Raw genomic sequence first — 26,738 nt, 5'->3', positions numbered from 1 at the left:
TCCGCGCCGGGTCGCTGCGTGACGATGAGAGCGTACGGGGTTGCGACACCTCGGGCGTTTGTCCGGTGAAATCCGGGCATCTACTGAGGAGTCGGACACGTGGGAGAGTGCGGGGAGTGACGCGTTCATGGACACCGGCAGACGTCCCCTGTGGGTGGAGGAGCCGGCGACCCGGCGCCGGATGGCCGACCCGGTGCGGACGGCCGCAGTGCGTGCCGTGATCATCGTGGCGCTCACGCTGGTGCAGGCCATGGTGACCTTTCTGTGCACGCTGGCGGGGTCCTGGCTGGCGTTTCCCGTCGTGATCAGCACCGTCGTCAGCACCGTGGTCGCGACCTGGGCGGTGCTGGACGTCTGGGTGACCCGCCAGGTGTGGGTGCAGCGGTACGGCGTGCAGTCGCAGCCGAGCAGTACGGCTAGGGCGTTGCGCCGGGAGCGGCGGCGGGGGCGCCGGCAGGAGCGGCGGGAGCCGCGGGACGGCCCGCCCCGAGTCGGCGGCGCAGCCGCGTGAAAGGGCGGGGGCGGTTGAGGGCGAAGGCCGCGGTGATCTCGCCGTCGCGCTCGTAGACGGCGAGCAGGCTGCCCTCCTCGGGGCTGCCCTCGGCGATGCGTACGGTGTCCTTCGGGCCGCGGTGGCCGGCGAGTTGGATTCTGCTGCCGTACTGGTCGGACCAGAAGTACGGCGGGGCGGTGTGGCGGGCGACGGTGGTGCCGGCCAGCAAGTTGCGGACGGCGACGGCGGGCTGTTCGGTGGCACTGGTCCAGTGTTCGGCGCGGAGCTCGCCGTAGCGCGCGACGTCTCCGGCGGCGACGACCTGTCGCAGTGCGGTCACCCCACCCTGGTCGCAGAGCACGCCGTCGCGCAGGGCGAGGGGCGAGGCCGCCAGCCAGTCGGTGGCGGGGCGGACGCCGATGCCGACGATGACGGTGTCGGCTCCCAGCAGCCGGCCGTCGGCGAGTTCGACGCCGGTGACACGAGGCGCGCGCCGGGTCGTGGTACCCGGTGGCGCGCCGGAGTCCCCGCGGTCGCCGTCGCCACGACCGTCCGCCCGTAGCGCCTTGACACCGGTGCCGCACAGCAGGCGCACTCCGTGGCCGGTATGCAGTCGGGCACACACCTGGGCGATTTCCCGGCCGAGTTGGGGCACCAGCGGCAGTGGTGCCGCCTCTACGATCGTGACGTCGGCGCCGAGTTCCGCACAGGTCGAGGCGGCCTCGGCGCCGATGAAGCCGCCGCCGATGACCACCACTTTCCGTGCGCCGGCGTGCAGTTCGGCGCGGAGCGCCACCGCGTCGTCGAGGGTGCGCAGGGTGTGCACACCGGCCCGTGGTGGTCCGGGCAGGGTGCGGGGCGTCGCCCCGGTGGCGATCACCACACCGTCGGTGGTGATCCGGCGGCCGTCGGCGAGCAGCACCGCCCGGCCGGCCGTGTCGAGCCCGGCGGCGGGGGTGCCCAGCAGCCATTCGGCGGCCAGTTCCGCGTCCTCGTCGGCGTCGGAGAGGGACAGGGCTTCGGCGTCGGAGAGTGTCACGGCATCGGCGTCGGACAGGGCCAGGGTGTCGGCGTCGGAGGGCGACCGGGCGCCCGCCGCCATGGCCGGTGCGCCGGGGGCGCGGGCCAGGAAGTCCTTGGACAGCGGCGGCCGGTCGTAGGGGCGGTGGCGTTCGGCGCCGATGACGACCAGGCGGCCGTCGAAGCCCTGGGCCCGGAGGGCCCTGGCCGCGTACAGTCCGGCCAGGGATGCCCCGACGACCGTGACGGTCCTCATGCCACGGCCTCTTCTTCCGGTACGGCGGGCCGGACATGGATCATCCCGTCCACCACACTGACCTCGTGCGTCCGCACGGGCCGGCGGGCGGGCAGGCAGACCGGTGCGCCGGTGCGCAGGTCGAACAGGGCCGCGTGCAGCGGGCATTCGACGAAGCAGCCCTCGACCCAGCCCTCGGAGAGCGAGGCGTCCTGGTGGCTGCAGGTGTCGTCGACGGCGTAGAGCGCGCCGTCGGTGTGGAAGACGGCGATGGCGGGTGTGGCGTCGTCGATCTCGATCCGTACGGACTCGCCCTCGGGCAGGTCCTCGATGCGGCAGACGGGAATCATCTGGCCCCCCTCGCGCTGATCGGTATCATGCCGTTTTGAATAACGCATCGCGGAGCGCGATGCGCAACAGAATCCAAGCCGGGAAGCGGGCCGTCAAGGGCTTCCCGGGGACATCCCCTCAGACGTGCCCGCAGGGGCCACCGGGTGGTGACGCTAAGACCCATGGCGAACACGAGTGAGACGGCGGACGACCGGTCCGAGGAGCGGCGCGGCGGGGCGGGTTCCGTCCAGTCCGTGGACCGCGCGGTGAGCGTTCTGGAGATTCTGGCCCGGATGGGCGAGGCCGGAGTGACGGAGATTTCCGATGAGTTGGGGGTCCACAAGTCGACCGCGTTCCGGATCCTGGGCGTGCTGGAGAACCGCGGGCTGGTGGAGCAGGAGAAGGAGCGCGGGAAGTACTTCCTGGGTGCCGGGGTGCTGCGGCTGGCCGGCGCGGCGGCCATCCGGCTGGACATCTCACAGGAGGGCCAGCCGGTGTGCCGGGCGCTGGCCGACGACACCGGGGAGACCGCCAATATCGCGGTGCTGGACGGCGATGCCGCGGTCAACATCATGCAGGCCAGGGGGGCCGCCGCGGTGACCGCCTACAACTGGCTGGGCCGCCGCACCCCGCTGCACGCCACCGCCAGCGGCAAGGTGCTGCTGGCGCATCTGCCGCGCGGGCGGCGGGAGGCCCTGGTGACCCGCAAGCTGGCGCGCTTCACCGACACCACCCTGACCACGGCGGCCGCGCTGCGCGCGCAGCTGACGGCCGCCTTCGAGAGCGGGTTCGCCTGCTCCACCGAGGAGTTGGAGATCGGGCTGAACGCGGTGGCGGCGCCGGTCCGGGCACACGACGGCGCGGTGATCGGGGCGATCGGCGTCTCCGGGCCCGCCTACCGCATGGAGCGGTCGCTGCTGCCGGGACTCGCGGAACGCTCCGCGAAGGCGGCCGCCGAGCTCTCCCGCCGTATGGGGTACGCGGGTTGAGCCGGGATCCGGTCCCGCCTGAAAGGCGCTGCCATCAGCGGTGAATCGCCTCTTGACGGATTCCCGGCGGACTTCCAGCATGTCTCTCATGGCGCAACGCAGCGCGCCATGGGCAACACCGGGGCGGGGGGACAGGTTAGATCACCGTCCACCCCGGCCCCGCATCTTCGCGCAACGCACCACCACAACCCCTCACAGGCATCCGTGCCAACTCCATGCGCACCCGCCCCTGCCCGCATGGGCAGGCGCTGTTTAGGAGTGAGTCATGCCGCACGAAGCCCGCGCCGTCGTCGCCGTCAAGAAGGGCGCGCCCGTCGAGGTGCTGCCGGTCCTCGTCCCCGATCCCGGTCCGGGCGATGTGCTCGTGACCGTCCAGGCGTGCGGGGTGTGCCACACGGATCTGCACTACCGCGACGGCGCGATCGGCGAGGACTTCCCGTATCTGCTCGGCCATGAGGCGGCGGGTGTCGTCGAGGCCGTCGGGCCCGGTGTCACGGAACCGGCCCCCGGCGACTATGTGGTGCTCGCCTGGCGGGCGCCCTGCGGCCGGTGCCGCTCCTGCCGCCGCGGCCGCCCCTGGTACTGCTTCGACTCCCGTACCGCCGGCCGGACGATGACACTGCGGGACGGGGGCATGCCGCTGGCCCCGGCCCTGGGCATCGGCGCGTTCGCCGAGAAGACCGTGGTCGCCGCCGGGCAGGCGGTGAAGGTCGATCCGTCGGCGCGCCCCGAGGCGGCGGGGCTGATCGGCTGCGGGGTGATGGCCGGTTACGGCGCGGCCGTGCACACCGGGGCCGTGGGCAGCGGTGACACCGTGGCCGTCATCGGCTGCGGCGGCGTCGGCAACGCCGCCATCGCCGGCGCCTCCCGGGCCGGTGCCCGCCGGGTCATCGCCGTCGACATCGACGACGGGAAGCTGGACGCCGCGGAACGGTTCGGCGCCACCGACACCGTCAACTCCCGCGGGACGGACCCGGTCGCGGCGGTCCGAGCGCTGACCGCCGGGCACGGCGCCGATGTGGTGATCGACGCGGTGGGCTGCCCGGAGACCTACCGGCAGGGTTTCCATATGCGCGATCTGGCGGGGACGCTCGTCCAAGTCGGCGTTCCCGCCCCGGAGATGACGATCGAGCTGCCGCTGATCGAGCTGTTCTCGCGCGGCGGCGCCCTGAAGTCCTCCTGGTACGGGGACTGTCTGCCCAGCCGCGACTTCCCCGTCCTGATCGATCTGTATCTGAGCGGCAAACTGGATCTGGACCGCTTCGTCAGCGAGACCATCGGGCTGTGCGACATCGAGGCGGCCTTCGCCAAGATGCGGCGCGGCGAGGTGCTGCGTTCGGTGGTGGTCCTGTGAACGCCCCCGCGGGCGCGCCCCGCGTTGTCATCATCGGCGCCGGCATCGTCGGCTGCTCCCTGGCCGACGAACTCACCGCGCGCGGCTGGCGGGACATCACCGTGCTGGAGCAGGGCCCGCTGCACACCCCCGGCGGCTCCACCTCGCACGCCCCCGGCCTGGTGTTCCGCACCCACGCCTGCCGGACGATGACCCGCCTCGCCGCCTACACCGTGGAGAAGTTCTCCGGGCTGACGGACAACGGCCGCAACGGTGAGCCCTGCTTCGACGCGGTGGGCGGTCTGGAGATCGCGACCAGCCGGGAGCGCTGGGCCGATCTGCACCGTAAGGCGGGTCTGGCGGCGTCCTGGGGCATCGAGGGTGAGCTGGTGTCCGCGCGGCGGTGCGCCGAACTGTGGCCGCTGCTGGACGAGTCGAAGGTGCTCGGCGGCTTCCACACGCCCGGCGACGGGCTGGCCCGTGCGCTGCCGGCCTCCCGTGTGCAGGCCGCGCGGGCCACCGCACGCGGCGCCCGCTTCCTGGACCGGCACACCGTGACCGGCATCGAGCGCGCGGACGGCCGGGTCACCGGCGTGGTCACCGACCGGGGCCGCTTCCCCGCCGATGTCGTCGTCTCCGCCGCCGGCTTCTGGGGACCGGTGATCGGCGCGATGGCGGGCGCCGGCGTCGAGGTACCGCTGCTGCCGCTGGCCCACCAGTACGCGACGACCTCGCCGGTGCCGGGCCTCGACGGCGGGCGCCCGATCCTGCGCTTCCAGGACCGCGATCTGTACTTCCGCGAGCACGCGGACACCGGCTCGGGCCGATCCGGTGTCCGCCTCGGCATCGGCTCCTACGCCCACCGTCCGCTGCCCGTGGCCCCTCCCCCAGCCCTCGGCCGGGGGGACCCCCACCTCGCTTCGCTCGCCGTCCCCGCCTACGACGACGCGTCGGTGATGCCGTCCAAGCTGCCCTTCACCCCGGAGGATTTCGCGCCGAGCTGGGAGGACGGCGCCTGGCTGCTGCCTGCCCTGGCCGGCAGCCGGGTCACGGACGGCTTCAACGGGGTGTTCTCGTTCACCCCGGACGGGATGCCGCTGCTCGGCGAGTCCCGTGAACTGCGTGGATTCTGGCTGGCCGAGGCGGTCTGGGTCACCCACTCCGCGGGTGCCGCGAAGGCGGTCGCCGAGTGGCTGACGGACGGCCGGCCCGGCATCGACCTGCACGGCTGCGAGGTGTCCCGCTTCGAGGGCGCCCAGCGCTCACCGGCGTATGTCCGCGAGCGCGGCACGCAGCAGTTCATCGAGGTCTACGACGTCGTCCATCCGCTGCAGCCGGCGAGCCGGCCACGGCCGCTGCGGGTCAGCCCCTGGTACGCCCGGCAGCAGGAACTCGGCGGGTACTTCCTGGAGGGCGGCGGCTGGGAGCGCCCACACTGGTTCGAGGCCAACGCCCCGCTGGCCCATGGCCCGGAGCTTCCCGAGCGGGATGCGTGGGCGGCGCGGCACTGGTCGCCGGTCGTGGCGGCCGAGGCGCGGGCCACCCGGGAACGGGTCGCGCTCTACGACATGACGCCGCTGCGCCGGCTGGCGGTCACCGGGCCGGGCTCGCTGGAGTTCCTGCAGCGGATGACTACCAACCAGCTGGCGAAGAAGCCCGGTTCGGTGACGTACACGCTGCTGCTCGACCGGGCGGGCGGGGTGCGCAGCGATCTGACGGTGGCCCGCCTCGGCACGGACCGCTTCCAGGTCGGCGTCAACAGCGCCGCCGACCTGGAGTGGCTGGCCGACCACGCGCCCGGGGGAGTGGACGTCCGCGACATCACGTCCGGCACCTGCTGCGTCGGGGTGTGGGGTCCGCTCGCCCGTGAACTGGTCCAGCCGCTCACCGGCACCGACTTCTCGCACCGTGGCTTCGGCTACTTCAGGGCGAAGGAGGCGTTCATCGGTGAGGTGCCGGTGACCGCGATGCGGCTGAGTTACGTCGGTGAGCTGGGCTGGGAGCTGTATACGAGCGCCGACCTGGGGCTGCGGCTGTGGGACACGCTGTGGCGGGCCGGACAGGGCCTCGGCGTGATCGCGGCCGGGCGCGGCGCGTTCAACAGCCTGCGCCTGGAGAAGGGTTATCGCGCCTGGGGCCAGGACATGACCAGCGAGCACAACCCGTATGAGGCCGGGCTCGGTTGGGCCGTGAAGCGGGACAAGGGCGATTTCGTGGGGCGCGCGGCCCTGGAGGGACTGTCGCGGGAAAGCACGCGGCGCCGCCTGGTGTGCCTGACGCTCGATGATCCGTCCGCGATCGTGCTGGGCAACGAGCCGGCGTCTGTGGACGGCGTACCGGCCGGATATGTCACCAGCGCGGCCTACGGCTACTCCATCGGGCGGGCGATCGCCTACGCCTGGCTGCCGGCCGCCGCGGCCGCGCCCGGTACGGCCGTCCATCTGGAGTACTTCGGCGAGAAGGTCCCGGCGACGGTCCGCGCCGAACCGCTCTTCGACCCGTCCATGGACCGTATCCGCCGTTAGGGAGCCGGTATGTCCCCCTCGTATGACGTGATCGTGCTCGGGCTCGGCGGCATGGGCAGCGCCGCCGTCCACCAGCTGGCCGCGCGCGACGCCCGTGTGCTGGGCCTGGAGAAGTACGGCCCGGTGCATCAGCGCGGCTCCAGCCACGGCGGCTCCCGCATCACCCGGCAGTCCTATTTCGAGGACCCCGCGTATGTCCCGCTCCTGCTGCGCTCCTACGAGCTGTACGACCGGCTGGAGCGGGACTCCGGCCGCCGGGTCGCGACGCTGTGCGGAGGGGTGATGCTGGGGCGGCCGCAGAGCCGTACCGTCGCCGGCTCGCTGCTCTCCGCGCGGACCTGGGACCTGCCGCACGAGATGCTGGACGCCCAGGAGATCCGGCGCCGCTTCCCGACGCTGGCCCCGGCCGCGGACGAGGTCGCGCTGTACGAGGCGCGGGCCGGTTTCGTCCGGCCGGAGGGCACCGTCGCGGCGCAGCTCCAGCTCGCCACCCGTGGCGGCGCCGCTCTCCACTTCCAGGAGCCGGTGACCCGCTGGGAAGCACTGCCCGGCGGCCGGGGAGTGCGCGTCCATACACCCGAAGACACCTATACGGCGGGCCAGTTGGTGGTCTGCCCTGGTGCCTGGGCACCGTGGCTGCTGGCGGACCTCGGCGTGCCGTTCCTGATCGAGCGACAGGTCATGTACTGGTTCGCACCCGACGGCGGCACCGCCCCGTACACCCCTGACCGGCACCCCGTCTATATCTGGGAGGACGCGGCAGGCGTCCAGATCTACGGCTTCCCGGCGATCGACGGGCCGGACGGCGGCGCGAAGGTGGCGTTCTTCCGCAAGGGCACCGTCTGCACCCCGGAGACCATCGAACGGACCGTCCACGACGACGAGGTGCTGGCCATGGCCGGCCAGGTCCGGCGGCGGCTGCCCGGCCTGCCGGGGCGCTTCCTGAAGGCCGGCACCTGTATGTATACCAACAGCCCTGACGAGCACTTCGTCATCACCCGGCATCCCGCCCACCCGGACGCCGTCACCGTCGCCTGCGGCTTCTCCGGCCATGGCTTCAAGTTCGTGCCCGTGGTCGGCGAGATCCTCGCCGATCTGGCGCTGTCCGGCGCGACCGGGCATCCCGTCGAGCTGTTCGACCCCGCCCGGCTGGCCGCCGCGCCCGGCTGCTGCTCCCCACCAACACCCGGCTGCTACTCCCCACCAACACCCGCCCAGGGAGGCGCCCGATGACCCTCGCCCCCGTATCCCCCAGCCTGCTCGCCACGCTCGCGGGGCGGATGTACACCGACGCCGACGTGTTCGCCCAGGAGCAGGAGCGGATCTTCGAGTCGCTGTGGTTCTGCGCGGTGCGCGCCGCCGATCTGGCACGGCCCGGCGCCTACCGTACGGTCCAGGTCGGCCGGGAGAGCGTGCTGGTCACCCGCAATCGCCGGGGCGGCTTCGGGGCCTTCCTGAACGTGTGCCGGCATCGTGGCGCCCAGTTGTGCACCGAGGAGTCCGGAGAGGTGCGGCGCAACCTGCAATGCCCGTACCACGCCTGGACGTACGACCTGGACGGGCGGCTGGTGGCCGCGCCCAATCTCCAGCGGATGCCGGATGTGGACCGTGAGGAGCGCGGGCTGCTGCCGGTGCGGCTGCGGGAGTGGCTGGGCTATGTGTGGGTGTGCCTGGCCGACGAGCCGCCGTCGTTCGAGGAGACGGTGATCGCCGCGGTCACCGAGCGGCTGGGCGATCCGGCGGCGGTGGAGCGCTACGGGGTGGACGGTCTCGCACTGGGCCGGCGGATCCGCTATGACGTGGCCGCCAACTGGAAGCTGATCGTCGAGAACTTCATGGAGTGCTACCACTGTGCGACCATCCACCCCGAACTGACCGACGTGCTGCCGGAGTTCGCGGACGGTTTCGCCGCTCAGTACTTCGTGGGGCACGGTGCGCGGTTCGCGGCGGAGGCCGAGGGGTTCACCGTCGACGGCAGCGGCGGCTTCCCGGCGTTCGCGGGCATCGCCGAGGAACAGGACCGCCGCTACTACGCCCTCACCATCCGCCCGCAGGTCTTCGTCAACCTCGTGCCCGACCATGTCATCGTGCACCGGATGTTCCCGATGGCCGCGGACCGCACGGTCGTCGAATGCGACTGGCTGTACACACCCGACGTCGTCGCCTCCGGGGCGGATCTCTCCCGCTCCGTCGAGCTGTTCCACCGGGTCAACGCGCAGGACTTCGCGGCCTGCGAGCGGACCCAGCCCGCGATGGGCTCCCGGGCCTACCGCGCCGGCGGGGTGCTCGTCCCGAGCGAGCACCACATCGGCGCGTTCCATGAGTGGGTCAGTGAGCGTCTCCGTCCGGGGCGGACTGGGGAGTGGTCTCCGGCGCGGTCCCAAGAGCCGTATCAGGAGCCGAATCCGCCGTCCTGTCCGTCCCCGTCGCCGGCCGACGCTCCGACCGCTCGGCCGGCTCCGTCGGCTGCTCGTCCGCCGGCCGCTGATCCACCGCCTGCTGATCCTGCTGCAGCGGCGGCTCTTCCGGACGGCGGTACATACGCGTCGCCGTGATCTCGCCGTGCACTCCGGCCGGGTCCTGCTGCGGCAGCCCCGGCCGCAGATGCTCCTCGACGCTGATGTACTTCAGCCCGGCACGCAGATCGGCGTCATTGCGCAGCCGGATGACCAGCGGGAACTCGGCGAGCGCGGTGGTGTCGAAGAGACCGGTGGTGTAGAGCAGCTGGACGCCCAGCGCGTCGGCGACGGCACGCTGGAGCTCCAGCAGATAGGTGGCGTTGGCGCGGCCGATGGGGTTGTCGAGGAACAGGGTGCCGGCGTGACGCTGCTTGTCGCGGCCGCGGTCGTTGCTGCGCAGCGCCGCCATCGTGCAGTACAAGGCGATGGCGGCCGTCAGCAGCTGGCCGCCGGAGAACACATCGCCCATCTGCCCGACCGGCACCCGCTCGGCACGCAGCACCGCGTCCGGCTTGAGGATCTCGACGGCCACCCCGCGCGGCTGGAGGGCGGCATGTACCCCGCGCAGCAGCAGGGACATGCCGTCCCGCCGCAGATCGCTGTTCTTCTTGACCGCCGAGCGGGTCGCCTCGTCGATGACCTCGCCCAGCCGCTCGGTGAGCGTGGCCTGATCGGGGTCCTCGAAGCGGACCCGGAGGAACTCCTGGCCGGACCACTCCCCCAGCCCTTCGGGGAGCCGGGACAGCCGCTGGGCGGAGCGCAGCGTGGTCAGCGAGGACTCCACCAGGCCGCGGAGCCGGTCGACGATGCTGTCGCGGTTGCGCTCCAATTGCGCCAGCTCGTCGGTCAGCACCCGCAGCCGGGGCGCGAACGCCTCCGCCCACTTGGCGGCGTGGTCCGGCAGCGCGGCGGCGGGCAGCTCGCGGATCTGCTGCCGGGCGGGGGTGCGGACCTGTTCGTAACGGGTGGAGTTGGCGTGCCGTACGAGGATGTCGCTCGCCTCGCGGACCGCGGTCTCGGCGGCGGCGAGGTCGGCGGCGCAGCCGCGCAGCGAACGGCGGGATTCGGCGGCGGCCTGCCGTGCCTCCTCCAGGCGGCCCGCGTACGGCTCGGGCCGCTCGGCGGCCGCTTCCTCGCTGTCGTGGTGGTCGCGGAGCAGATCGCGCAGCAGGGCCGCGGTCTCGTCGAAGCCGCCGGCCGCGTCCTCGGCGGCGCGGTGGGCGCGCAGCAGCTCGTCGTGCTGCGCGCGGGCGCCGTCCAATGCCTCGGTGGCGGTGGCCCGTTCGGCGTTGGCGGTGCGCAACAGCTCCTTGGCGCGGTCGGCGTCCGCAGGGACCAGCTCTTCGGGCAGCTCGGTGTGCGCCTCGCCGTCGGCCGGCGCCAGCCGCTCGGCCTCGCCGCGCAGCCGGCCGAGCTGCTCGCTGGCGGCGGACGCGCGGGTCTCCAGCATCTGGACCAACGATTCGGCGCGGGCCGCGGCAGCCTGGCGGGACGGGCCGTCGGCGGCGTCCGGGCTCTCCAGAAGCTGCTCGGCGCGGGTGCGGACCTTGTTGGTGAGGCGGTTGAGTTCGGCCAGGGCGGCGCTTTCGTCGCCCTCGGCGCGGGCCTGTTCGGCGCGCAGATCGGCGCCGACACCGACCTTTTCGTAGAGCTGGGAGGCGGCGCGGTAGGCCTCGCGCAGCGCGGGCAGGGAGTTGCTCGCGCCTTCGGGGACCTCGCCGAGGTCGTCCGGCACGCCGGCGATCTCGGAACGCTCGGCGCGCAGGGCGCGGGCGGTGCGGCGGGCGTCGTCAGCGGCGCGCTGGGCGGCCCTGCGGTCCTCGTCGGCGGCCCGTGCGCGGTCCACCCATTCCTCGGCACGGGCCTCGAACTCGGCGGCCTCATCGGCGAGTTCGCGCAGTCGTGACTGCCAGCCGGCGCGCTCGCGCAGCCGGTGGGCGAGCCCGGCGAGGACGTCCGCGACCCGGCAGGCACGCTGCGCGGTCTCCTGGCGCTCGTCCCGCACCCGGGTGGCCTCGGCGGCGGCCTCGTCGGCCTCGGCGCGGGCCGTACGGGCCTCGGCCAGCCCGGCAGTCGCCTCGTCCGCGGCCGTACGGGCCTGCTCCGCGGCGGCGGCCAGTTCGGCGAGGCGCCCGGCCGGGCAGCCGGTGCGCCAGGAGGCGAGCCGGGCGGCCAGCGCGCGGTCACCGGCGAGCCGGGCGGCCAGCACCCGGATCTCGTCGTCGCGCTCGATGGCGCGGGCCCGCAGCGCCTGCCGCTCCTCGTCGGCGGCGGACTCGTCGTGCATGGCCGGGTTCGGCGGGACGAGAAACACCTGGGAGCGGCCGTTGTCCTGCTCGTCGGGGGCCGGGGTGGGGGCGAGCAGGGCCGCGGCGGTGCCGACGGCGACGGCGGAACGCGGCAACAGCGCGGCCTGGGCGAGGACATCACGCGCCCGCGCGTGGGTGTCCGGGTCCGTGATGATGACGCCGTCGACGAGTTCGGGGCGGGCGGCCAGCACCCGGGCGTGGTCGGCGGGGTCGACGGACTGCGCGAGATAGCGCCAGCCGGGCAGTGCGGGCACGCCGTGCTCACCGAGGTACTCCACGGCGGCCAGTACATCGGGCCCCGGTGGCAGCAGCCCGCCGTCGCCCAGCGCTCCCAGGATCCGCGCGTCATCGGCGGCGGCCGTACGCAGCTCGAACAGCTGCCGCTCGGCGGCGGCGACGCCCTCCTCCAGCAGCTCACGCAGCGCATCGGCGTTGCGGTCCAGCTCTTCGGCGGTGAGCGGGCCGGCGGCGGGGCGGCGCGCCCCGGTCTCATCCGCGCCGGTGGACGGCGTACGGGGCCCCGGCAGCCGCTTGGACGTCGACTGCGGAAGTCCGAGGAGCTCGGCCAGCCGCTCCTCCGCGCCGAGGGATTCGGCGGCCCGGCGCTCGGCGTCGTGCGCGCGCTCGGCGGCCTGCGCCGCGTCCTCGGCACGGGCGGCCGCCAGCTCCGCGGCGGAGTGCCGCGCGGTGGCCTCCCGGGCGCGGTCGGCGGACTGCCGGGCGGCCTCGCGGGCCGTGTCCCACGCTTCCACGGCGGTCTTCTCGGCGTCGGAGGCGGCGAGTGCGGCGCGGGCCGGGTCGGCGTCCGGGGCGGTGTCGTCCAGCCAGCCGGCCTGGACGGCTTCGGTGGTCTCCTGGGCGACCTCGGCGAGTCGCTGCTTGAGGTGGTCGGCCTCGCTGCGGGCGCGCTGGGCGTGGGTGGCGGCGGCGGTGGCGTCGCGGTGCGCCGCTTCGCCGGTCTCCTGGAGAGCCGCGGAGCGCTCCTCCTCCTCGTTGGCGAGCCGTTCCCCCGCCTCGGCCGCCGCGTGCAGGGCCCGTACGAGGTCGGCGGCGGCGGTGGTGCGGGCGGCGAGCGCCGGGGCGGCGTCCCGCTCGGCCTCGCGGATGGCGGCGGCGACCCGCGCGGAGCGGTCGGCGGCGGCGCGGTGCCGCAGCGCGATTTCGGCGGCCTGCCAGGCGCTGTGCAGCGTACGGGCGTCGTTCAGCTCGCGGCGCTGGGCGGCGGCGCCCTTCTCGGCGGCGGCGAGCGCCAGCGAGGCGTGCCGGTAGGCGAGTTCGGCGGAGACCAGGGCGCGGCGCTCGCGGGTGCGCTCGGCGTCGGTGACGCGGTGGGACGCGGCGGCGACCTGTTCGGCCAGCTCGGCGGCCCGGCCGCGCTCCTCGGTGCCGCGGGCGTGCAGCCGCTGGGCGAGGCCGCAAGTGCGGCGCTCGGCGCCGGCGTGCACCTCGCGGGCCCGTTCGCGGTGCTCCGCCGCCTCGGCGATGCGCTGGAGCAGGTCGAGCGAGCCGGCGGTGAAGTCCCGCTCGGCGGTCAGTTCGGCGCGCCGGCCGAGCTTGTGGGCGAAGCCGTGGACGAGGTCGGCGAGGCCGTCGGTGTCACGGGTGTCGGTGACGGCGCGCAGCAGCAGATCGGTGAAGTCCGAGTCGTTCTTCACCGCGAACAGGCCGGCCGCCTCGCCCTCGTCCGCGTTCATCTCCCGCTGGTAGCGGAAGAGTTCCGGATCCAGGCCCAGCTCCCCGAGGTGCTCGTTCCACCGCTCGTGGATCTCTTCCCACACCACGTCCAGATTCGGGTAGTTCTTCCCGGCCTCGGTGAGGACGTCGCGGAAGCCCTTCATCGTGCGGCGGCGGCCCTGCGCGCCCGAGACGCCCTCGCCCTGCTCGTGGCGGGGGCGGACGACGGTGGCCTCGGCGACGGGCAGCGAGTCCAGGCTCATCCCGGGGCCGGGCCGGAAGCTGTACCAGGCTTCGGCGAACTTCCTCGGGTCGTTGGAGACCTGCCGGCCGCGCCATTCACTGACCTTGCCGACGACGACGCTCTCACCGGTGACGACGTGCTGCCACTCCAGGGCGACATGCCCGCAGTCGTCGGCGAGCAGGAACTTGCGCAGCACACCGGAGCTGGCGCCGCCGAGAGTGTTGCGGTGGCCGGGCAGCATCACCGAGAAGATCAGCTTCAGCAGGACGGACTTGCCGCCGCCGTTCTCCAGGAAGAGGACGCCCGCGGGGGCCGGGCGGCGCGGCGGACCGACCGGTTCCTCCTCGAAGAAGTCCGCCTGGGCCGGAGCCGGCCGGGGCACCGGCTCACCGACGCCGCGCAGGTCCAGCACGGTGTCGGCATAGCGTGCACCGGCGGGCCCGATGGAGTAGAGGCGGACCCTGGACAGCTCGTACATGGCGGACTCTCGTTGTTGTGGCGGGTGTTGCGGGGCGGTTGGGGTGGGCGGCGGTCGTTCGTGCCGGTCAGCCGGAGTGGAAGGGCAGGCCCGCGTCGGCGACCAGATCGAGGTCGTCGGTGTCCTCGCCGGGCAGCAGCGAGGCGCTGCCGTCGGTGACCGGGACGACGCCCAGCTCCAGGAGTTCGGCCATGGCGGCGCTGCCGGCCATGTCCCGGACCTGGAGCTGGTAGCGGGCGGTGGTGCGGTAGGTGCCTCCGGAGTCGTCGCCGGTGCGCTGCAGGAAACCGGAGTCGACGAGGAAGGCGACGGCCTTGGCGATGATGCCGGTGGTCGAACCGGCCAGCCGCCGGGCGTCCTTGGTGGCGCCGGTCGCGCTGCGACGCGCGTAGACGCGCCAGGCGGATTCCAGGCCGGGGGCGTCGCTGACCGGGTCGGTGTTCTCGCCGTCCCGCTCGGCGCGCTCCTCCAGGCGGCGGCATGCCTGCCGGACGAAGGCGTCGACGCCGTTGACGGTGATCCGGCCGATGTAGCCGTCGTCGGCGAGGTCTTCGGGACGCGGGAAGGCCAGCGCGGCGACGGCGAGATGCGCCAGGCCGTGCAGAAAGCGGTCGGCGGAGTCGGCGGAGGCGCGGCGGGCGTAGTCGCCCATCCGGACCGCGAAGACGGAGTCCTCGGCGGCGGTGACGGCCATCCCGGCGCGGGTGGAGACCTCCAGGACGACCAGGCCGAGGCCGGTGGCGACGGCGTCGGCGAGCCGGGCGAAGGCGGGCTCCTCCCGGTAGCGGCGCAGCAGCTCGGTGTATGCGGCGTCGCGGGCGGGCAGCAGCTTGGGCTGCAGCCCGAAGGAGACCAGCCGTGCGGCGTCGGCGGCGTCGGCGGGGGTGAGCGACGGGGGCGCCGCCGCTGCCGGCTCGGCGTCGGTGGTGCGCGCGCTCCAGCCGGCTTCGCCCGCCCCGGGCGCCAGGTCCGGCTGCGGCACCTCGTCGGCGTCGTACTCGGTCACGGGACAAGCTCCTTGCGGGGGACGGGCTCGGAGACCGCCGCGGATTCGGGGGAATCGGCGGTATCGGGGGAACCGGCGGACGTTGCGGGATGGTCGGGGTTGGCGCGGTCGGCGGACGCTGCCGGGCGTGGCGCGGGCCGGCCGGCGGTTGCCGCGGGTCGGACGCCGGATGTCACGGGTGGGGCGGGTCGGACGCCGGAGGGGACGGGCCGGCCCACGGACGGTGCGGGCCGCCCGGCGGACGACGGCGGCGCGCCCCATGGCACACCACACGACGCACCCCCTGGCGTGGTCCGTCGGCGCACCGGACCGGGACGCGGCCGGCCGCACACCGGCCGCCGCTCCCGCTCGGCGCCGGGCATCAGGTCACCTCCGAGCGGTCGGCGGCCATGCCGGCCGCGTCCAGCAAAGCCGTGCCGACGATGAGATCGGCGCCGCCGAACTCGGGGTCGGCCAGCTCCGTGCCGTCGTCGACGGCGAAGAGCAGCTGCTGCTCCCCCTGCCGGTAGGCCGTACCGACCGGCGGGCTGGCCGCATGCACCGCCAGCAGGGCCACGAGATAAGGCAGCTCGGGATCCTTGCGGCGCGCCTCGGCGAGCAGCCCGGAGAGCCGACGGGGCGCGTCGGCGGGCAGATCGAGCAGCTCCATCGCGGCATCCAGCTGCTCCTCGCTGAAGCGGCTGTCGTCCGGCGTCGCCACGAGGTCGGGCTCGGGCATCTCGGCGCCGAGGTGCGCACGCTCCATGGGCGGGGTGAGCAGCACGTCGACCAGATCGCCGACGCGGACCGCCGACGGGGTGCGCAGGCCCGTCCCGCGGGCGAAGAAGGCGTCCGTGACGCGGATGGCGCGCTGGGCGGGCAGCGGCAGCAGCGGGGCGACGAGCTGGCCGTAGAGGTCGAGCCCGGAGCGGGCGGTGGGGGCCGCGAACGCCTGCCGGTCCTGCTCGGCGCGGAAGAGCGGACCGGCCTCCAGGAGCCGGGACTGGAGCTGGGTGTGCCGGCGGATGCAGTCCTTGACGATGTCGACGAGCTCGGCGGCGCGGCGCTTGTGCTCGCCCGTCTTGGGATTCACCGCCTCTGTCTCGTCACGGGCCTTGCGGATGTTGGTGAGGATCGCGTTCTCATGGCGATAGCGGTCCGCGACATGATCGAGCGCCTCATTGATCATGTCGGGGACGGTCTCCAGCCAGTCGACCGCGCGGACGTTGCGCCGGGTGGCGTCCAGGGTGCGGCGCAGCGTCTCGGCGTACTGCACCGTGCGGTAGCGGGCCTGCTCGGCGGCGAGCTGGGCGTCCGCCAGCCGGCCGCGGTCGATCAGCACCTCCAGCTTGACCTCGGCGGCGATCTGGGCGCTGGTGACGTCCGTGTCGAGTGCGCCGACCAGGACGTTGACCGCTTCGTCGGTGGCCCGGAGATAGACGCTGCCGCCCGCGCCCGGCACCTCCTCGATGAGCTTGAAGTCGTAGTCGCGGCGGACGTACTCACCGTCGGTGTTGAAGGTGCCGTAGACGGCGCGGAAGCCGCGGTCCACGCTGCCGACGTTGATCAGATTCTCCAGCACCCAGCGGGCCACCCGCTCGTGCTCGGCCGCGGGGCGGCCCGGGGTCTGCGCGGCGACCCGGGGCAGCACCTTCGCCACTATCTCCTCGTGATCGGCGCCGGTGTCGAAGTCCATCGTCAGCGTGACGAGATCGATGACGGCGAGCGCCACCTCCGCCATCGCGTAGACCCCGTACTCGCCCGCGAGGTTGGCCTTGCGCGCGTCGAGGTCGTGCAGCGGCGCGGTGCACGCGAGGGCGCGCAGTCGGCGCGCCAGACCTTCGTCGGCGGCCGGGCCCGGCGCGGGCCGGTTCGGCCCGTTGAGCTGGGGCGCAGTGGCCCCCGGGGCTGGAAAAGTCACGTCGCACAGAGTAGGCGGTCCCACTGACAACGGACGAAACGGCACGGACCCGGCCGCGGCCGAAGCCGCTGGTCGCCCCGCCATCGGCCCACCTGCCGGACCCGCCGACAGGCCGTTTCACCCACCGACGGACCGTTCACCGGCCGACGCGTCAGTCTACGGCGCGCCGGTCGGGAGTACGTTCACGGCCCGCCCGGGGCCGCCTGCAGCGCCCTCCCACCCCGAACCCGCCCCCGACAAGGCACGGCCGCCCCTCAGTGCACAGCCCCTCCCGCCACCCTGAGGTCCGTGTGCGTGGTCGCCGCCGTCACCGCTATCGCCCGCAGCCCCTGCGCGACCGAGGCGACGGGCAGCGACGGCCGCGCACGGTCCACGACCTGTTCCGGGGCATACGGGACATGCGCGAAGCCACCCCGCACACCGGGCAATTCGGTGGCGATCAGATGCGCGAGCCCGTAGAAGACGTGGTTGCAGACGAACGTGCCCGCCGTGTTGGACACGGAGGCGGGCAGCCCCACGCCCCGGACGGCCGCCACACACGCCTTGACCGGCAGGGTGGAGAAGTACGCCGCGGGCCCGCCGGGCACGATCGGCTCGTCGACCGGTTCGGCGCCCGCGGCATCGGGGATCCGGGCGTCATCGACGTTGATGGCGACCCGCTCGACGGTGATGTCGGGTCGGCCGCCCGCCTGGCCGACGCACACCACGACCTCGGGCCGGGTCTCCTCGATCGCGACGCGCAGCACGGCCAGCGACGCCCCGTAGACACAGGGCAGTTCGACGGCGAACGCCTCGACACCGGCGGGCGGTTCGGCAGCGGCGGCACGCACCGCCTGCCAGGAGGGATTGGTGGACTCCCCGTCGAAGGGCTCGAATCCGGTCAGCAGTACCCGGGTCATAGGGTCTTCCTCGGCGGTGGTCGGGCGGTCGGCGGACGTCGTCGGCAGCGGACGGGCTCGGCAGGCGTACCGGGATCAGAAGGCGAACAGCGCCATGATCACGATGTTGCAGACGAGCAGCGCGCCCGCGGTGGGCAGTTGGGCCTTGATCGGCCCGTATTGGTCCTTCAGTTCCAGCAGGGCCGCCGGGACGATATTGAAGTTGGCGGCCATAGGGGTGATGAGGGTTCCGCAGAATCCGGCGAGCATACCGACGGCGAGGACGGCGGCGGGATTGCCGTCGAAGTGCCCGATGAGGACCGGCCAGCCGACGGCGGCGGTCATCACGGGGAAGGCGGCGAAGGCGTTGCCCATGATGATGGTGAACAGGAACATGCCCACGCAGTAGACGACGACGGCGATGTAGAGCGAGTCCTCGGGCAACACAAAGGTGGCGAGCCTCCCGACCTGGTCGCCGACGCCGGACACCTGGAAGATGGCGCCCAGGGTGGCCAGCATCTGCGGCAGCAGCATCGCCCAGCCCATCGCCTCCAGCATGGAGCGGCCGGACTGCACGGGCACCGACACCCGCTTCTCGCGCAGCAGGACCATGCCGACGACCAGGGCGACGACGGCGCCGATGCCCAGGCCCAGGATGGTCTCGCTGCCCTCCTGGAGGAGCGGTTCGCCCCCGAGGGAGATGTACTTGGCGCCGATGGCGCAGATCATCGCGACGACCGGGATGGTGAGCGCGGGGACGAACAGCCTGTTGCCGAGCTTGGCGGCGCTGGCGGTGCGCTGCTCCGGGGTGGTGGTGCGGGGGGTGCCGCGTCCGGTGAAGCCGAAGCCGGCCAGACAGGCCATCAGGAGGACGGCGGCGCCCAGGGGCTCGGCGGGCGCCTGTTCGGCGGCGACCCAGCTGCTGTAGACGAATCCGGCGCCGATCAATCCCCAGAAGGCGCCGGTGCCGAAGCGCTTGGGGTTGCTGCGGTCGGTGACCATCAGGGCAGCCATCACCAGGAAGCTGAGGCCGACCAGCCAGTAGAACCACTCTGCCTTGATCATTTGACGGCCTCCACGGCGGCGGACTCGGCATGGGCGGTGAGCAGCTCGCGCTCCAACTGACGGTCCAGGCGCAGCAGTCGCCAGCCGTGGACGGTGAAGGCGCACACCGCGGTCGGGATCGCCCACAGTGCGAGGTGCAGCGGTTCCAGGTGCGTCCCGTAGGTCGTGTTGACGAAGCCGGTGATCAGCAGGATCGAACCGACCGCGAGGAAGACGTCCTCACCGAAGAACAGGCCGACGTTGTCCGCGCTGGCGGAGAACGACCTGACCTTCTCCCGTGTCCGGTCCGGGAGTTGGCCGTACCTGCGTTCGGCGGCACCCTCGGCCATCGGGACGGCCAGCGGTCGGACGGTCTGCGCGTGCCCGAAGACATTGGTCAGACCGACCGCGGCGCCGATCTGCCGCAGGCCGAGGTAGAGCGCGAGGAAGCGTCCCGTGGTGAGCCGGGCGAACCGGGAGATCAGGTTGCGGGCCTGTTCCTGGAGGCCGTAGCGCTCCAGGAGACCGATGACCGGGAGGGTGATCGCGAAGATGGTCACCGCCCGGCTGTTGGCGAAACCGTCGCCGAACGCGGCGAGCACCTTGCCGGGTGACAGCCCGCCGAGCAGGCCGGTGACGATACCGGCCACCCCCACGACCAGGAGGGGATTGCGCTTCGTGGCGAAGCCGATCACGACCACGAGCACACCGAGGAGCACGATCATGGATCCGCCTTCCGCGTGCGGCCCCACGGGGTTCCGCGAGGAAGCTGAAGAGACCGAGGAAGCTGAGGAGACTGCTTGAACAGCACTGAACGAACACTGAACGAACTTGCCGCGGAGGCTAGACGTTTGTTCAACGATCCGACAAGAGGTCTGTAGAAGCGAACTGCTCGGCGGGCCCTATGCCTTGCTCTCGGCGGGCCCTGTGCCTCACCCTCGGCAGGTCTTGCGCACACCCTCAGCGGCCTTGCCCCGCGCCCTCGGCGGGCGCCTCATTCCTCCGCGATGCGCTGGGCGTACGCCCCCGACAACTGGGTGCGCGAGTCCTCCAGGTAGGCCGACAGCAGCCGCTCGGCCTCGGCCGCGTCGCCCGCCTGCAGGGCCTCGACGATCTGTCGGTTGCGGGTCAGATACGGTGCGTGGAAACGCCGCGGATCGTCCATGACATGGAAGACCAGCCGGAGTTCGGCCAGCACACCGCGCATCAGCTCATCGGTGCGCGGACTGCCCGCCAGGGCGACGACGGCCTGGTGGAAGCGGATATTGGCGGTCGAAAGGTCCTGCCAGGACCGTTCCGCGGAGGCGGTCTCGCCCGCCCGCACGGCCGCCTCGATCGCCTCGACGGCCGCCACCGTCCGGGCGCCGTACGGCCCCTGCCCCAGGCCCCGGACGGCCGCGCACTCCACCAGCGAGCGCACCCGGTAGATGTCCTCCAGGTCCTCGACGGTCACCACCCGCACGAACACCCCCCGGTTGAGCTCGTGCACCAGCAGCCGCTCATGGGTCAGCAGCCGGAACGCCTCCCGCAGCGTGTTGCGCGAGACGCCCAGCGCACCGCCGATGCTCTCCTCCGAGAGCCGCGCGCCGGGCGGGAAGTAACCTTCGGCGATCCGGTCCCGCAGGATGGCGGCGACCCGCTCGGCCGTGCTGGAGCGCCCCAGCAGGGCGCGGTCCGTCTCCAGGCCCGAGACCTCCGCCAGCCGCCGCTGATCGTTCTTCGTCACTCCGCCGGCCATTGCGCTCCCCGTCTCCCGGTGTCGTTCGTGCGGCAGTCACCCTCGTCGGGCAGTCAATCCCAGACCGGAGGGCGAAACAACACATCGAAGGGACGAACGTGCACACCCCTTGTCGGATCGTTCAACGATCCCTTACTTTGGGTCGCAATGCCGGTCGGCTCGGGTGACCTCGGGGGAGAGCCACTACGGAGACGGGCCGGCCGGCCTGGACGCCGCCGCGCCCCGCCCACAACCGGCCACCGCACCGCGCGCCCGGAGCACACCCCAGGAACCGAGCACCCTTGGAACCGAGCCCCTTTGGAACGGAAGGCGCATGACCGAGTGCAGCGAGGCTTCGGTGACCGAGGCCGCGACCCCTCCCGTCATCGACCTCAACGCCGACCTCGGAGAAGGCTTCGGGCGCTGGCAGCTCACCGATGACGAGGCCCTGCTGTCCGTCGTCACCAGCGCCAACGTCGCCTGCGGCTTCCACGCCGGCGACCCGGGCACCATGCGCCGGGTGTGCGAGCTGGCCGCGGAGCGCGGGGTGGTCATCGGCGCCCAGGTCTCCTACCGCGATCTGGCCGGCTTCGGCCGCCGCGCCATGGACGTGCCACCGGACGAGCTGGCCGATGAAATCGCCTACCAGATAGGCGCGTTGGAGGTCTTCGCGCGCGCCGCCGGGGCCCGCGTCGGCTATGTCAAACCGCATGGCGCGCTCTACAACCGGTGCGTCCACGACGCGGAGCAGGCCGACGCCGTCATCGACGGTATCCGCACCGCCGGCGGCGGCCTGCCGGTCCTGGGACTGCCCGGCTCCCGGCTGCACGAGGCCGCGCGGGGCGCCGGCCTGCCCGTCGTCGGCGAGGCGTTCGCCGACCGCGCCTACACCGCCGAGGGGACCCTCGTCCCACGCCGCGAGGCGGGCGCGGTGATCCATGACCCGGACGAGGTCGTCAAGCGCGCCCTCGGCATGGCCTGCGACCGCACCGTCGCCTCCGTAGACGGACAGCGCGTGGAGATCACCGCCCGCTCGCTGTGCCTGCACGGCGACACACCGGGCGCCGCGGAGCTGGCCCACCGCGTACGGTCCGAACTCGGCGGGGCGGGCGTGCGCATCCGGAGCTTCCTATGAGGCGGCAGCGTCCCGGATCCACGTCTCCCAAAGCGCAGCATTCCGATCCACAGCATCCCGAACCCCAACGTTCCGCCACACCACGTTCCGAAACACCACGTTCCGAACCGCAGCCCTTGGCACCGCCCCCGCCCCGCCCGCTCCCCATGACCCCGTTCCCCGTCGGCGAACACGGCCTGCTCATCGAGCTGGACAGCCCCGAGGACGTCGAGGCGCTGCACGCCGAGCTGCTGCGACGGGCCGCCGACCGCGCCCTGCCCCCGGTCCGCGACATCGTGCCGGCCGCCCGTACGGTCCTCCTCGACGGCCTGGCGGACCCCCGCGGATTCACCGCCGAACTGGCCACCTGGGACGTCCCCCGCCTCACCACCGGCGACCGCCCCACCGTCGAGATCCCGGTCCACTACGACGGCCCCGACCTCGCCGATGTCGCCGCCCTGTGGGGCGTCACCCCCGACGAGGCGATACGGCTGCACTCCCGCACCGAGTTCCACGTCGCCTTCTGTGGATTCGCCCCCGGTTTCGGCTATCTGACCGGCCTGCCCGAGCCGCTGCACGTGCCGCGCCGGGACACTCCCCGTACGAAGGTCCCGGTCGGCTCGGTAGCCCTGGCCGGCCCGTACACCGGCGTGTACCCGCGCTCCTCCCCCGGAGGCTGGCAGCTGATCGGCACCACCGACACCGTCCTGTGGGACCCACGACGCGAACCGGCGGCACTGCTCGCCCCCGGCACCCTCGTCCGCTTCGTCCCCCAGGAACTCACCCAACTCCCCCGGGAAACCAGCCAACTCCCCCGGGAAACCACCCAACACCCCGGAGAAACCCCCCACCTCGCCCAGCAACCCGCTCAACTCCCCCGACCTCCCCAGGAGAATCTCAATGATCGTGTCAAGCCGTCTGCGTGACCGGTGGGACGGGGGTGAACAGCCTCTTGTCGCGCAGCATCGCCCACAGCACGTTGACCCGGCGACGGGCCAGCGACAGGACCGCCTGGGTGTGGATCAGGCCCTCGGCGCGCTTCTTGAGGTAGTAGTCCCGCGACGGCCCCGGCCGCATCATCGCGGTCTGCGCGGACATGTAGAACAACCAGCGCAGGCGCCGGTTGTACCGTTTGGGCCGGTGGAGGTTTCCGGTGCGACGGCCGGAGTCACGCGGCACCGGGGCCAGGCCGGCAGCTGCCGCGAGGCGGTCGGGGTTCGCGTAGCCGGCCATGTCGCCGACGGCTGCGATGAACTCGGCACCCAGGATGGGGCCCATGCCGGGCAGGGACTCGATGATCTCCGCCCGCTCGTCCAGGCGGAAGGTCTCGCGGATCTCCCGGTCGTTGTCCTTGATCCGCTCGTCCAGGGCCAACAGCTGGTGGGCGAGGTCGCATACCAGCTTGGCGGCCCGCTTCTGTCCAGGCGGCGCGGTGTGCTGAGCCTGTGCTGCCTCGACGGCCGTGGCCGCGACGACGGCGGCGTTACGGACTTTGCGTCGTTCCAGCCAGGTGGTCAGCCGCTTGGCGCCGATGCGCCGGATCGCGGCCGGGGTCTGGTACTCGGTCAACATGACCAGGGCACCTTTGGACGCCGAGTAGTCGAAGGCGCGCTCCAGCGCGGGGCTGATGCCTACGAGCTGGTCCCGCAGCCGGTTGATCAGCCGGACGCGGTCGGCTATCAGGTCGGCCCGGTGGGCGGTCAGGAGCTGGAGGGCGACGACCAGGTCGTCCTCGGTGCGGATCGGCGCCAGGTCCCGGCACATCCGGGCGGTGTCGGCGATCACCAGGGCGTCCTTGGCATCGGTTTTGCCTTCGCCGCGGTAGGCGCCGGACATCCGGTGAACCGTGCGGCCGGGAATGTAGAACACTGGCTGCCCGTGCGCGATCAGCAGCGCCGGCAGCAGGGCCGAGGACCGACCGGAGATGTCGACCGCCCAGGTCACCGTCTCGGCCGACTCGCAGGCCAGCGCGATCAGTTCGAGGATCGCCGTCTCATCGTTGATCACCTTCCGCGAGAACACCGTCTCGCCTTCGGCGTTGACTGCCACCGCCCAGTGATGGCCCTTGCCTGCGTCGATACCGACCCAGACACGTCCTGCCGCTGTGCTCGACCTGCCGCTCCGTTCCACCGTGACCACTGCCTCATGGCCCGAGGAACACTCCGCCGTCAGGTCCTTGACCAGCGATGCTTCGCAGCTCTCAATCAGCGGACGAAGCGTCCCGGAGAACCGGGTGGCCATTCTCCTGGAGCCATCGAGGGCACTCATTTGATCAGCCACGCCCGGTCCTCCCGGACCGGCACTAATTCTTAAGGAACGCCCGATGACCGACCGCGCCTTCTCGGTCGTCCGGGCCGGTGCGCTCACCACCGTCCAGGACCTCGGCAGGCCCGGCCACGCCCACCTCGGGGTGCCGCGCGCCGGCGCCCTCGACGAGCCGGCGCACCGCCTCGCCAACCGGCTCGTCGGCAACCCCGAGCCGGTCGCCGCCCTGGAGACAACGCTGACGGGCTGCGCCATCCGGGTCCGCACGGCCACCACCGTCGCCGTCACGGGCGCCCCCTGCCCGGTGACAGTGGACGGCCGCCCCGCCCCCTGGGGCGCGCCGGTCCACCTCCCGGCGGGTGCCGTCCTGGACGCCGGACCCGCCACCCACGGTCTGCGTTCGTACCTCGCCTTCGCCGGCGGCGTCGACACCGAACCGGTCCTCGGCAGCCGCGCCGCCGACCTCCTCTCGGGCCTCGGCCCCGACCCGCTCACCGACGGCGCGGTCCTCCCCCTCGGCGTCCCGCACGGCCCGTACGCCGCCGCCGACACCGTCCCCCACCCGGGCCCGGTAACGGAACTTCTCCTCCCGTTTCTCCCCGGCCCCCGCGACGACTGGTTCACCGACCATGGCCTGCACACCCTCACCACCGGCCGGTTCCGCGTCTCGGCCGCCAGCAACCGCATCGGGCTGCGCACCGAAGGCCCACCCCTCGAACGCGCCCGGTCCGGCGAACTCCCCAGCGAGGGCATGCCGTTGGGCGCGCTCCAGGTTCCGCCCAACGGCCTCCCGGTCCTGTTCCTCCACGACCACCCCACCACGGGCGGTTACCCGGTCATCGGCGTGGTCCCCGAGCGCTGTCTGCCCCCGGCCGCCCAGGCCGTGCCCGGAACACCGGTCCGGTTCGTACGACAACGCGCACGCAGCGGACAGGGACGACACGGCCCCTCGTAGGATCTGGGGAGCCAGGTGATCAACGGTGCAGCCGCCCTCCAGGCCGAAGCCGGCCCCTGGGCGCAGCAAGCCGAGTCAGGGCGACGTGGCGCCGAACACCGGGTACGGGACGAAGGTGCTGCTGTTCTCGTCGATGGCGAGCGGCTGTCCGAGGGGAGGCACAGCGCGCTGGGGGCAGTTCAGGCGCTCACAGACCCGGCAGCCCATGCCGATCGGGGTGGCGGCGGAGGCGTTGTCCAGGTCGAGCCCGTCGGAGTAGACGAGCCGTGAGGCGTGCCGGATCTCGCAGCCGAGGCCGATGGCGAAGGTCTTGCCGGGCTCGCCCCAGCCGCCGCGGCTGCGGGTGACCGTGCGCGCGGTCCACAGATGGCGCTGCCCGTCGGGCATGGCGGCGATCTGGACGTGGATGCGGCCGGGCGCGGCGAACGCCTCGTAGATGTTCCACAGCGGGCAGGTGCCGCCGGCGCGGGAGAAGTGGAATCCGGTGGCGGACTGCCGCTTGGACATATTGCCGGCGCGGTCGACACGGACGAAGGAAAAGGGCACTCCGCGCAGGCGCGGGCGCTGCAGGGTGCTCAGGCGGTGGCAGACGGTCTCGTGGCCGAGGCCGAACCGGTCGGTCAGGCGCTCGATGTCGTAGCGCATCTCCTCGGCGGCGGTGTGGAAGTCGCGGTAGGGCAGGGTCAGCGCGGCGGCGAAGTAGTTGGCGACGCCGATGCGGGCCAGCTTCCAGGTCGGGGAACCCTCGTCGAAGTCCTCGCCGGCGTGCTGGGAGAGCTGATCGCCGTACTCCAGCAGGGCCAACTGGGTCGCCATGCGGAAGGCTTGCTGACCCGGGCGGAGGCGGAGTGAGAGGTGCAGCGTGCGGCCCTGCGGGTCGTAGTGGTGCGGCCGGTCCCCGTCGGCCGTGACGCGTACGCCGTGCCGGTCGGCGAGGCGGGCGGCGAGCGTCTGGCGGACTTCGCCGGGCCGGATGCCGATGCGCCGGGCGAGTTCCTCGGCGGCGGTGTCCGCCTCGTGCAGGTAGTTCTGGCGGCGGTAGAAGAACTCGCGGATCTCCTCGTGCGGTGTGCGGGCCGTCGTCGCGCCGGTGCCCGTGCCGCGGCCGTCGGCGGCCTGGGCGAGCTGTTCGCCCAGCTCCTGATTGCGGCGGCTCAGGCGCAGCAACACCTCGCCGACAGCGGGCAGTCGGTGGGCGAGTTCCTGCAGGTCGGAGGCGGAGATTCGGCGTTCGGCGACATCGTCGGCCAGGGTCTCGCGCAGGTCGGCCACGAGGCGGCTGGTGTCCCGTTGGGAGAAGAAGCCGGGGTCGACGCCGAACGCCTCGGTCAGCCGTAGCAGCACGGGCACGGTCAGCGGGCGGGAGTCGTGCTCCATCTGGTTGAGGTAGCTCGGCGAGATCGCCAGGACGCGGGCCAGCTCGGTCTGGCTCATCCGCCGCTCCTCGCGCAGCCGCCGCAGCCGCGCACCCGCGTAGGTCTTGCTCACCGCGGCCTCCCCTTCTGTCGCCGCTCCTGCCGCCGTGCACAGCCTAGAAGACGAGAGGGCGCTGTGGGGCTTCGCAATCTTGGCAAACAAGGCGGGGAAGATTTGCAGAAGTTGGCAACGAGCCATGGTTGATGGCACTCAGTGCCAGTGCCAGAGTCGTCATGCGGCCCGCCGGAGTCCACCGCGACCGGACCGGTCACCGGGCACGATTCACGCCCTGACGTCGGTGGTCCTGGCACGTCCGGTCAGCCTTCTCGCTGCGCATCGCACCGCTCGCGGATG

19 protein-coding genes and 1 pseudogene are annotated in these 26,738 nt (G+C 72.8%); 9 read left to right on the top strand and 11 right to left on the bottom strand.

Translation table 11 applies throughout. From position 1 onward, the window contains the following. Nucleotides 1-58 precede the first annotated feature (58 nt). Complete coding sequence (locus tag K9S39_RS37395) at nucleotides 59-511, top strand: hypothetical protein (RefSeq protein WP_248867747.1); 453 nt, start codon at nucleotides 59-61, stop codon at nucleotides 509-511. Here K9S39_RS37395 and K9S39_RS37390 read toward each other — a convergent pair. Both K9S39_RS37390 and K9S39_RS37385 read right to left on the bottom strand, forming a co-directional pair. Continuing rightward, entirely contained in the window at nucleotides 417-1,769 is a 1,353-nt protein-coding gene (locus K9S39_RS37390) for an NAD(P)/FAD-dependent oxidoreductase (protein WP_248867746.1), read from the bottom strand. The genes K9S39_RS37395 and K9S39_RS37390 overlap by 95 nt on opposite strands. After that, a complete protein-coding gene (locus K9S39_RS37385) occupies nucleotides 1,766-2,098 on the bottom strand; it encodes a bifunctional 3-phenylpropionate/cinnamic acid dioxygenase ferredoxin subunit (protein WP_248867745.1) in 333 nt (110 codons plus the stop codon). The genes K9S39_RS37390 and K9S39_RS37385 overlap by 4 nt, the downstream gene beginning before the upstream one ends. A 162-nt stretch (nucleotides 2,099-2,260) precedes the next feature. Between K9S39_RS37385 and K9S39_RS37380 the strand changes: the two genes are divergently transcribed. The 5 genes and pseudogenes from K9S39_RS37380 to K9S39_RS37360 all read left to right on the top strand — a co-directional run. After that, nucleotides 2,261-3,067, top strand: a complete 807-nt coding sequence (locus K9S39_RS37380) for an IclR family transcriptional regulator (RefSeq protein ID WP_248867744.1) — start codon at nucleotides 2,261-2,263, stop codon at nucleotides 3,065-3,067. Between the two features lie 265 nt (nucleotides 3,068-3,332). After that, a complete protein-coding gene (locus K9S39_RS37375; RefSeq protein WP_248867743.1) occupies nucleotides 3,333-4,421 on the top strand; it encodes an S-(hydroxymethyl)mycothiol dehydrogenase in 1,089 nt (362 codons plus the stop codon). Beyond that, complete coding sequence (locus K9S39_RS37370; RefSeq protein ID WP_248867742.1) at nucleotides 4,418-6,925, top strand: GcvT family protein; 2,508 nt, start codon at nucleotides 4,418-4,420, stop codon at nucleotides 6,923-6,925. Before K9S39_RS37375 ends, K9S39_RS37370 begins: the two co-directional genes overlap by 4 nt. Nucleotides 6,926-6,934: 9 nt before the next feature. Continuing rightward, nucleotides 6,935-8,158 carry an N-methyl-L-tryptophan oxidase gene (gene solA / locus K9S39_RS37365; protein ID WP_248867741.1) on the top strand — a complete coding sequence of 408 codons (1,224 nt, stop codon included), beginning with the start codon at nucleotides 6,935-6,937 and terminating at the stop codon, nucleotides 8,156-8,158. Next, a pseudogene (locus tag K9S39_RS37360) lies at nucleotides 8,155-9,267 on the top strand (aromatic ring-hydroxylating oxygenase subunit alpha); the annotation flags it as partial. The gene solA and the pseudogene K9S39_RS37360, both read left to right, overlap by 4 nt. Here the strand turns inward: K9S39_RS37360 and K9S39_RS37355 are convergent. The 7 genes from K9S39_RS37355 to K9S39_RS37325 all read right to left on the bottom strand — a co-directional run bounded on the left by K9S39_RS37355 (nucleotide 9,254) and on the right by K9S39_RS37325 (nucleotide 20,655). Continuing rightward, on the bottom strand, nucleotides 9,254-14,089 hold the full coding sequence (locus K9S39_RS37355; protein WP_248867740.1) for a coiled-coil domain-containing protein: 4,836 nt from the start codon (nucleotides 14,087-14,089) through the stop codon (nucleotides 9,254-9,256). The pseudogene K9S39_RS37360 and the gene K9S39_RS37355 overlap by 14 nt on opposite strands. 67 nt (nucleotides 14,090-14,156) lie before the next feature. Further along, nucleotides 14,157-15,095, bottom strand: coding sequence for a hypothetical protein (locus tag K9S39_RS37350; protein WP_248867739.1), 939 nt, complete (start codon nucleotides 15,093-15,095; stop codon nucleotides 14,157-14,159). Nucleotides 15,096-15,456: 361 nt separating this feature from the next. After that, nucleotides 15,457-16,995 carry a hypothetical protein gene (locus K9S39_RS37345; protein WP_248867738.1) on the bottom strand — a complete coding sequence of 513 codons (1,539 nt, stop codon included), beginning with the start codon at nucleotides 16,993-16,995 and terminating at the stop codon, nucleotides 15,457-15,459. 254 nt (nucleotides 16,996-17,249) lie between these two features. Continuing rightward, a complete protein-coding gene (gene pcp / locus K9S39_RS37340) occupies nucleotides 17,250-17,894 on the bottom strand; it encodes a pyroglutamyl-peptidase I (protein ID WP_248867737.1) in 645 nt (214 codons plus the stop codon). Nucleotides 17,895-17,969: 75 nt separating this feature from the next. After that, the gene (locus tag K9S39_RS37335; protein ID WP_248867736.1) at nucleotides 17,970-18,938 is read right to left on the bottom strand and encodes a DUF979 domain-containing protein; all 969 of its coding nucleotides are present in this window, start codon (nucleotides 18,936-18,938) and stop codon (nucleotides 17,970-17,972) included. Then, on the bottom strand, nucleotides 18,935-19,642 hold the full coding sequence (locus K9S39_RS37330; RefSeq protein ID WP_248867735.1) for a DUF969 domain-containing protein: 708 nt from the start codon (nucleotides 19,640-19,642) through the stop codon (nucleotides 18,935-18,937). Before K9S39_RS37330 ends, K9S39_RS37335 begins: the two co-directional genes overlap by 4 nt. Nucleotides 19,643-19,911: 269 nt before the next feature. Then, nucleotides 19,912-20,655 (bottom strand): GntR family transcriptional regulator, encoded by a 744-nt coding sequence (locus K9S39_RS37325; protein WP_248867734.1) that lies wholly within the window; start codon nucleotides 20,653-20,655, stop codon nucleotides 19,912-19,914. 313 nt (nucleotides 20,656-20,968) lie between these two features. Here K9S39_RS37325 and K9S39_RS37320 point away from each other — a divergent pair, with 313 nt between their 5' ends. Next, entirely contained in the window at nucleotides 20,969-21,769 is an 801-nt protein-coding gene (locus K9S39_RS37320; protein WP_248867733.1) for a LamB/YcsF family protein, read from the top strand. A gap of 146 nt (nucleotides 21,770-21,915) precedes the next feature. After that, the gene (gene pxpB, locus K9S39_RS37315) at nucleotides 21,916-22,674 is read left to right on the top strand and encodes a 5-oxoprolinase subunit PxpB (protein WP_248867732.1); all 759 of its coding nucleotides are present in this window, start codon (nucleotides 21,916-21,918) and stop codon (nucleotides 22,672-22,674) included. Here pxpB and K9S39_RS37310 read toward each other — a convergent pair. Continuing rightward, nucleotides 22,658-24,028, bottom strand: a complete 1,371-nt coding sequence (locus tag K9S39_RS37310; protein ID WP_283113178.1) for an IS110 family RNA-guided transposase — start codon at nucleotides 24,026-24,028, stop codon at nucleotides 22,658-22,660. The genes pxpB and K9S39_RS37310 overlap by 17 nt on opposite strands. A 43-nt stretch (nucleotides 24,029-24,071) precedes the next feature. Between K9S39_RS37310 and K9S39_RS37305 the strand changes: the two genes are divergently transcribed. Beyond that, complete coding sequence (locus tag K9S39_RS37305; RefSeq protein ID WP_248867731.1) at nucleotides 24,072-24,968, top strand: 5-oxoprolinase subunit C family protein; 897 nt, start codon at nucleotides 24,072-24,074, stop codon at nucleotides 24,966-24,968. A gap of 75 nt (nucleotides 24,969-25,043) precedes the next feature. Here K9S39_RS37305 and K9S39_RS37300 read toward each other — a convergent pair whose 3' ends face one another. Next, the gene (locus K9S39_RS37300) at nucleotides 25,044-26,456 is read right to left on the bottom strand and encodes a short-chain fatty acyl-CoA regulator family protein (RefSeq protein ID WP_248867730.1); all 1,413 of its coding nucleotides are present in this window, start codon (nucleotides 26,454-26,456) and stop codon (nucleotides 25,044-25,046) included. Nucleotides 26,457-26,738 lie beyond the last annotated feature (282 nt).

It is taken from the genome of Streptomyces halobius (assembly GCF_023277745.1).
In the GTDB taxonomy this organism is placed as follows: Bacteria; Actinomycetota; Actinomycetes; order Streptomycetales; family Streptomycetaceae; genus Streptomyces; species Streptomyces halobius.
The sequence above is the reverse complement of the archived record's forward strand: the minus strand, read 5'-3'. Positions and strand labels throughout refer to the sequence as shown.

Bases quoted from the DNA above. Each gene is read 5' to 3' on its own strand.
- K9S39_RS37390 (WP_248867746.1), bottom strand. From the start codon at position 1,769: ATGAGGACCGTCACGGTCGTCGGGGCATCCCTGGCCGGACTGTACGCG.
- K9S39_RS37385 (WP_248867745.1), bottom strand. From the start codon at position 2,098: ATGATTCCCGTCTGCCGCATCGAGGACCTGCCCGAGGGCGAGTCCGTA.
- K9S39_RS37380 (WP_248867744.1), top strand. From the start codon at position 2,261: ATGGCGAACACGAGTGAGACGGCGGACGACCGGTCCGAGGAGCGGCGC.
- K9S39_RS37375 (WP_248867743.1), top strand. From the start codon at position 3,333: ATGCCGCACGAAGCCCGCGCCGTCGTCGCCGTCAAGAAGGGCGCGCCC.
- solA (WP_248867741.1), top strand. From the start codon at position 6,935: ATGTCCCCCTCGTATGACGTGATCGTGCTCGGGCTCGGCGGCATGGGC.
- K9S39_RS37355 (WP_248867740.1), bottom strand. From the start codon at position 14,089: ATGTACGAGCTGTCCAGGGTCCGCCTCTACTCCATCGGGCCCGCCGGT.
- pcp (WP_248867737.1), bottom strand. From the start codon at position 17,894: ATGACCCGGGTACTGCTGACCGGATTCGAGCCCTTCGACGGGGAGTCC.
- K9S39_RS37335 (WP_248867736.1), bottom strand. From the start codon at position 18,938: ATGATCAAGGCAGAGTGGTTCTACTGGCTGGTCGGCCTCAGCTTCCTG.
- K9S39_RS37330 (WP_248867735.1), bottom strand. From the start codon at position 19,642: ATGATCGTGCTCCTCGGTGTGCTCGTGGTCGTGATCGGCTTCGCCACG.
- K9S39_RS37325 (WP_248867734.1), bottom strand. From the start codon at position 20,655: ATGGCCGGCGGAGTGACGAAGAACGATCAGCGGCGGCTGGCGGAGGTC.
- K9S39_RS37320 (WP_248867733.1), top strand. From the start codon at position 20,969: ATGACCGAGTGCAGCGAGGCTTCGGTGACCGAGGCCGCGACCCCTCCC.
- pxpB (WP_248867732.1), top strand. From the start codon at position 21,916: ATGACCCCGTTCCCCGTCGGCGAACACGGCCTGCTCATCGAGCTGGAC.
- K9S39_RS37305 (WP_248867731.1), top strand. From the start codon at position 24,072: ATGACCGACCGCGCCTTCTCGGTCGTCCGGGCCGGTGCGCTCACCACC.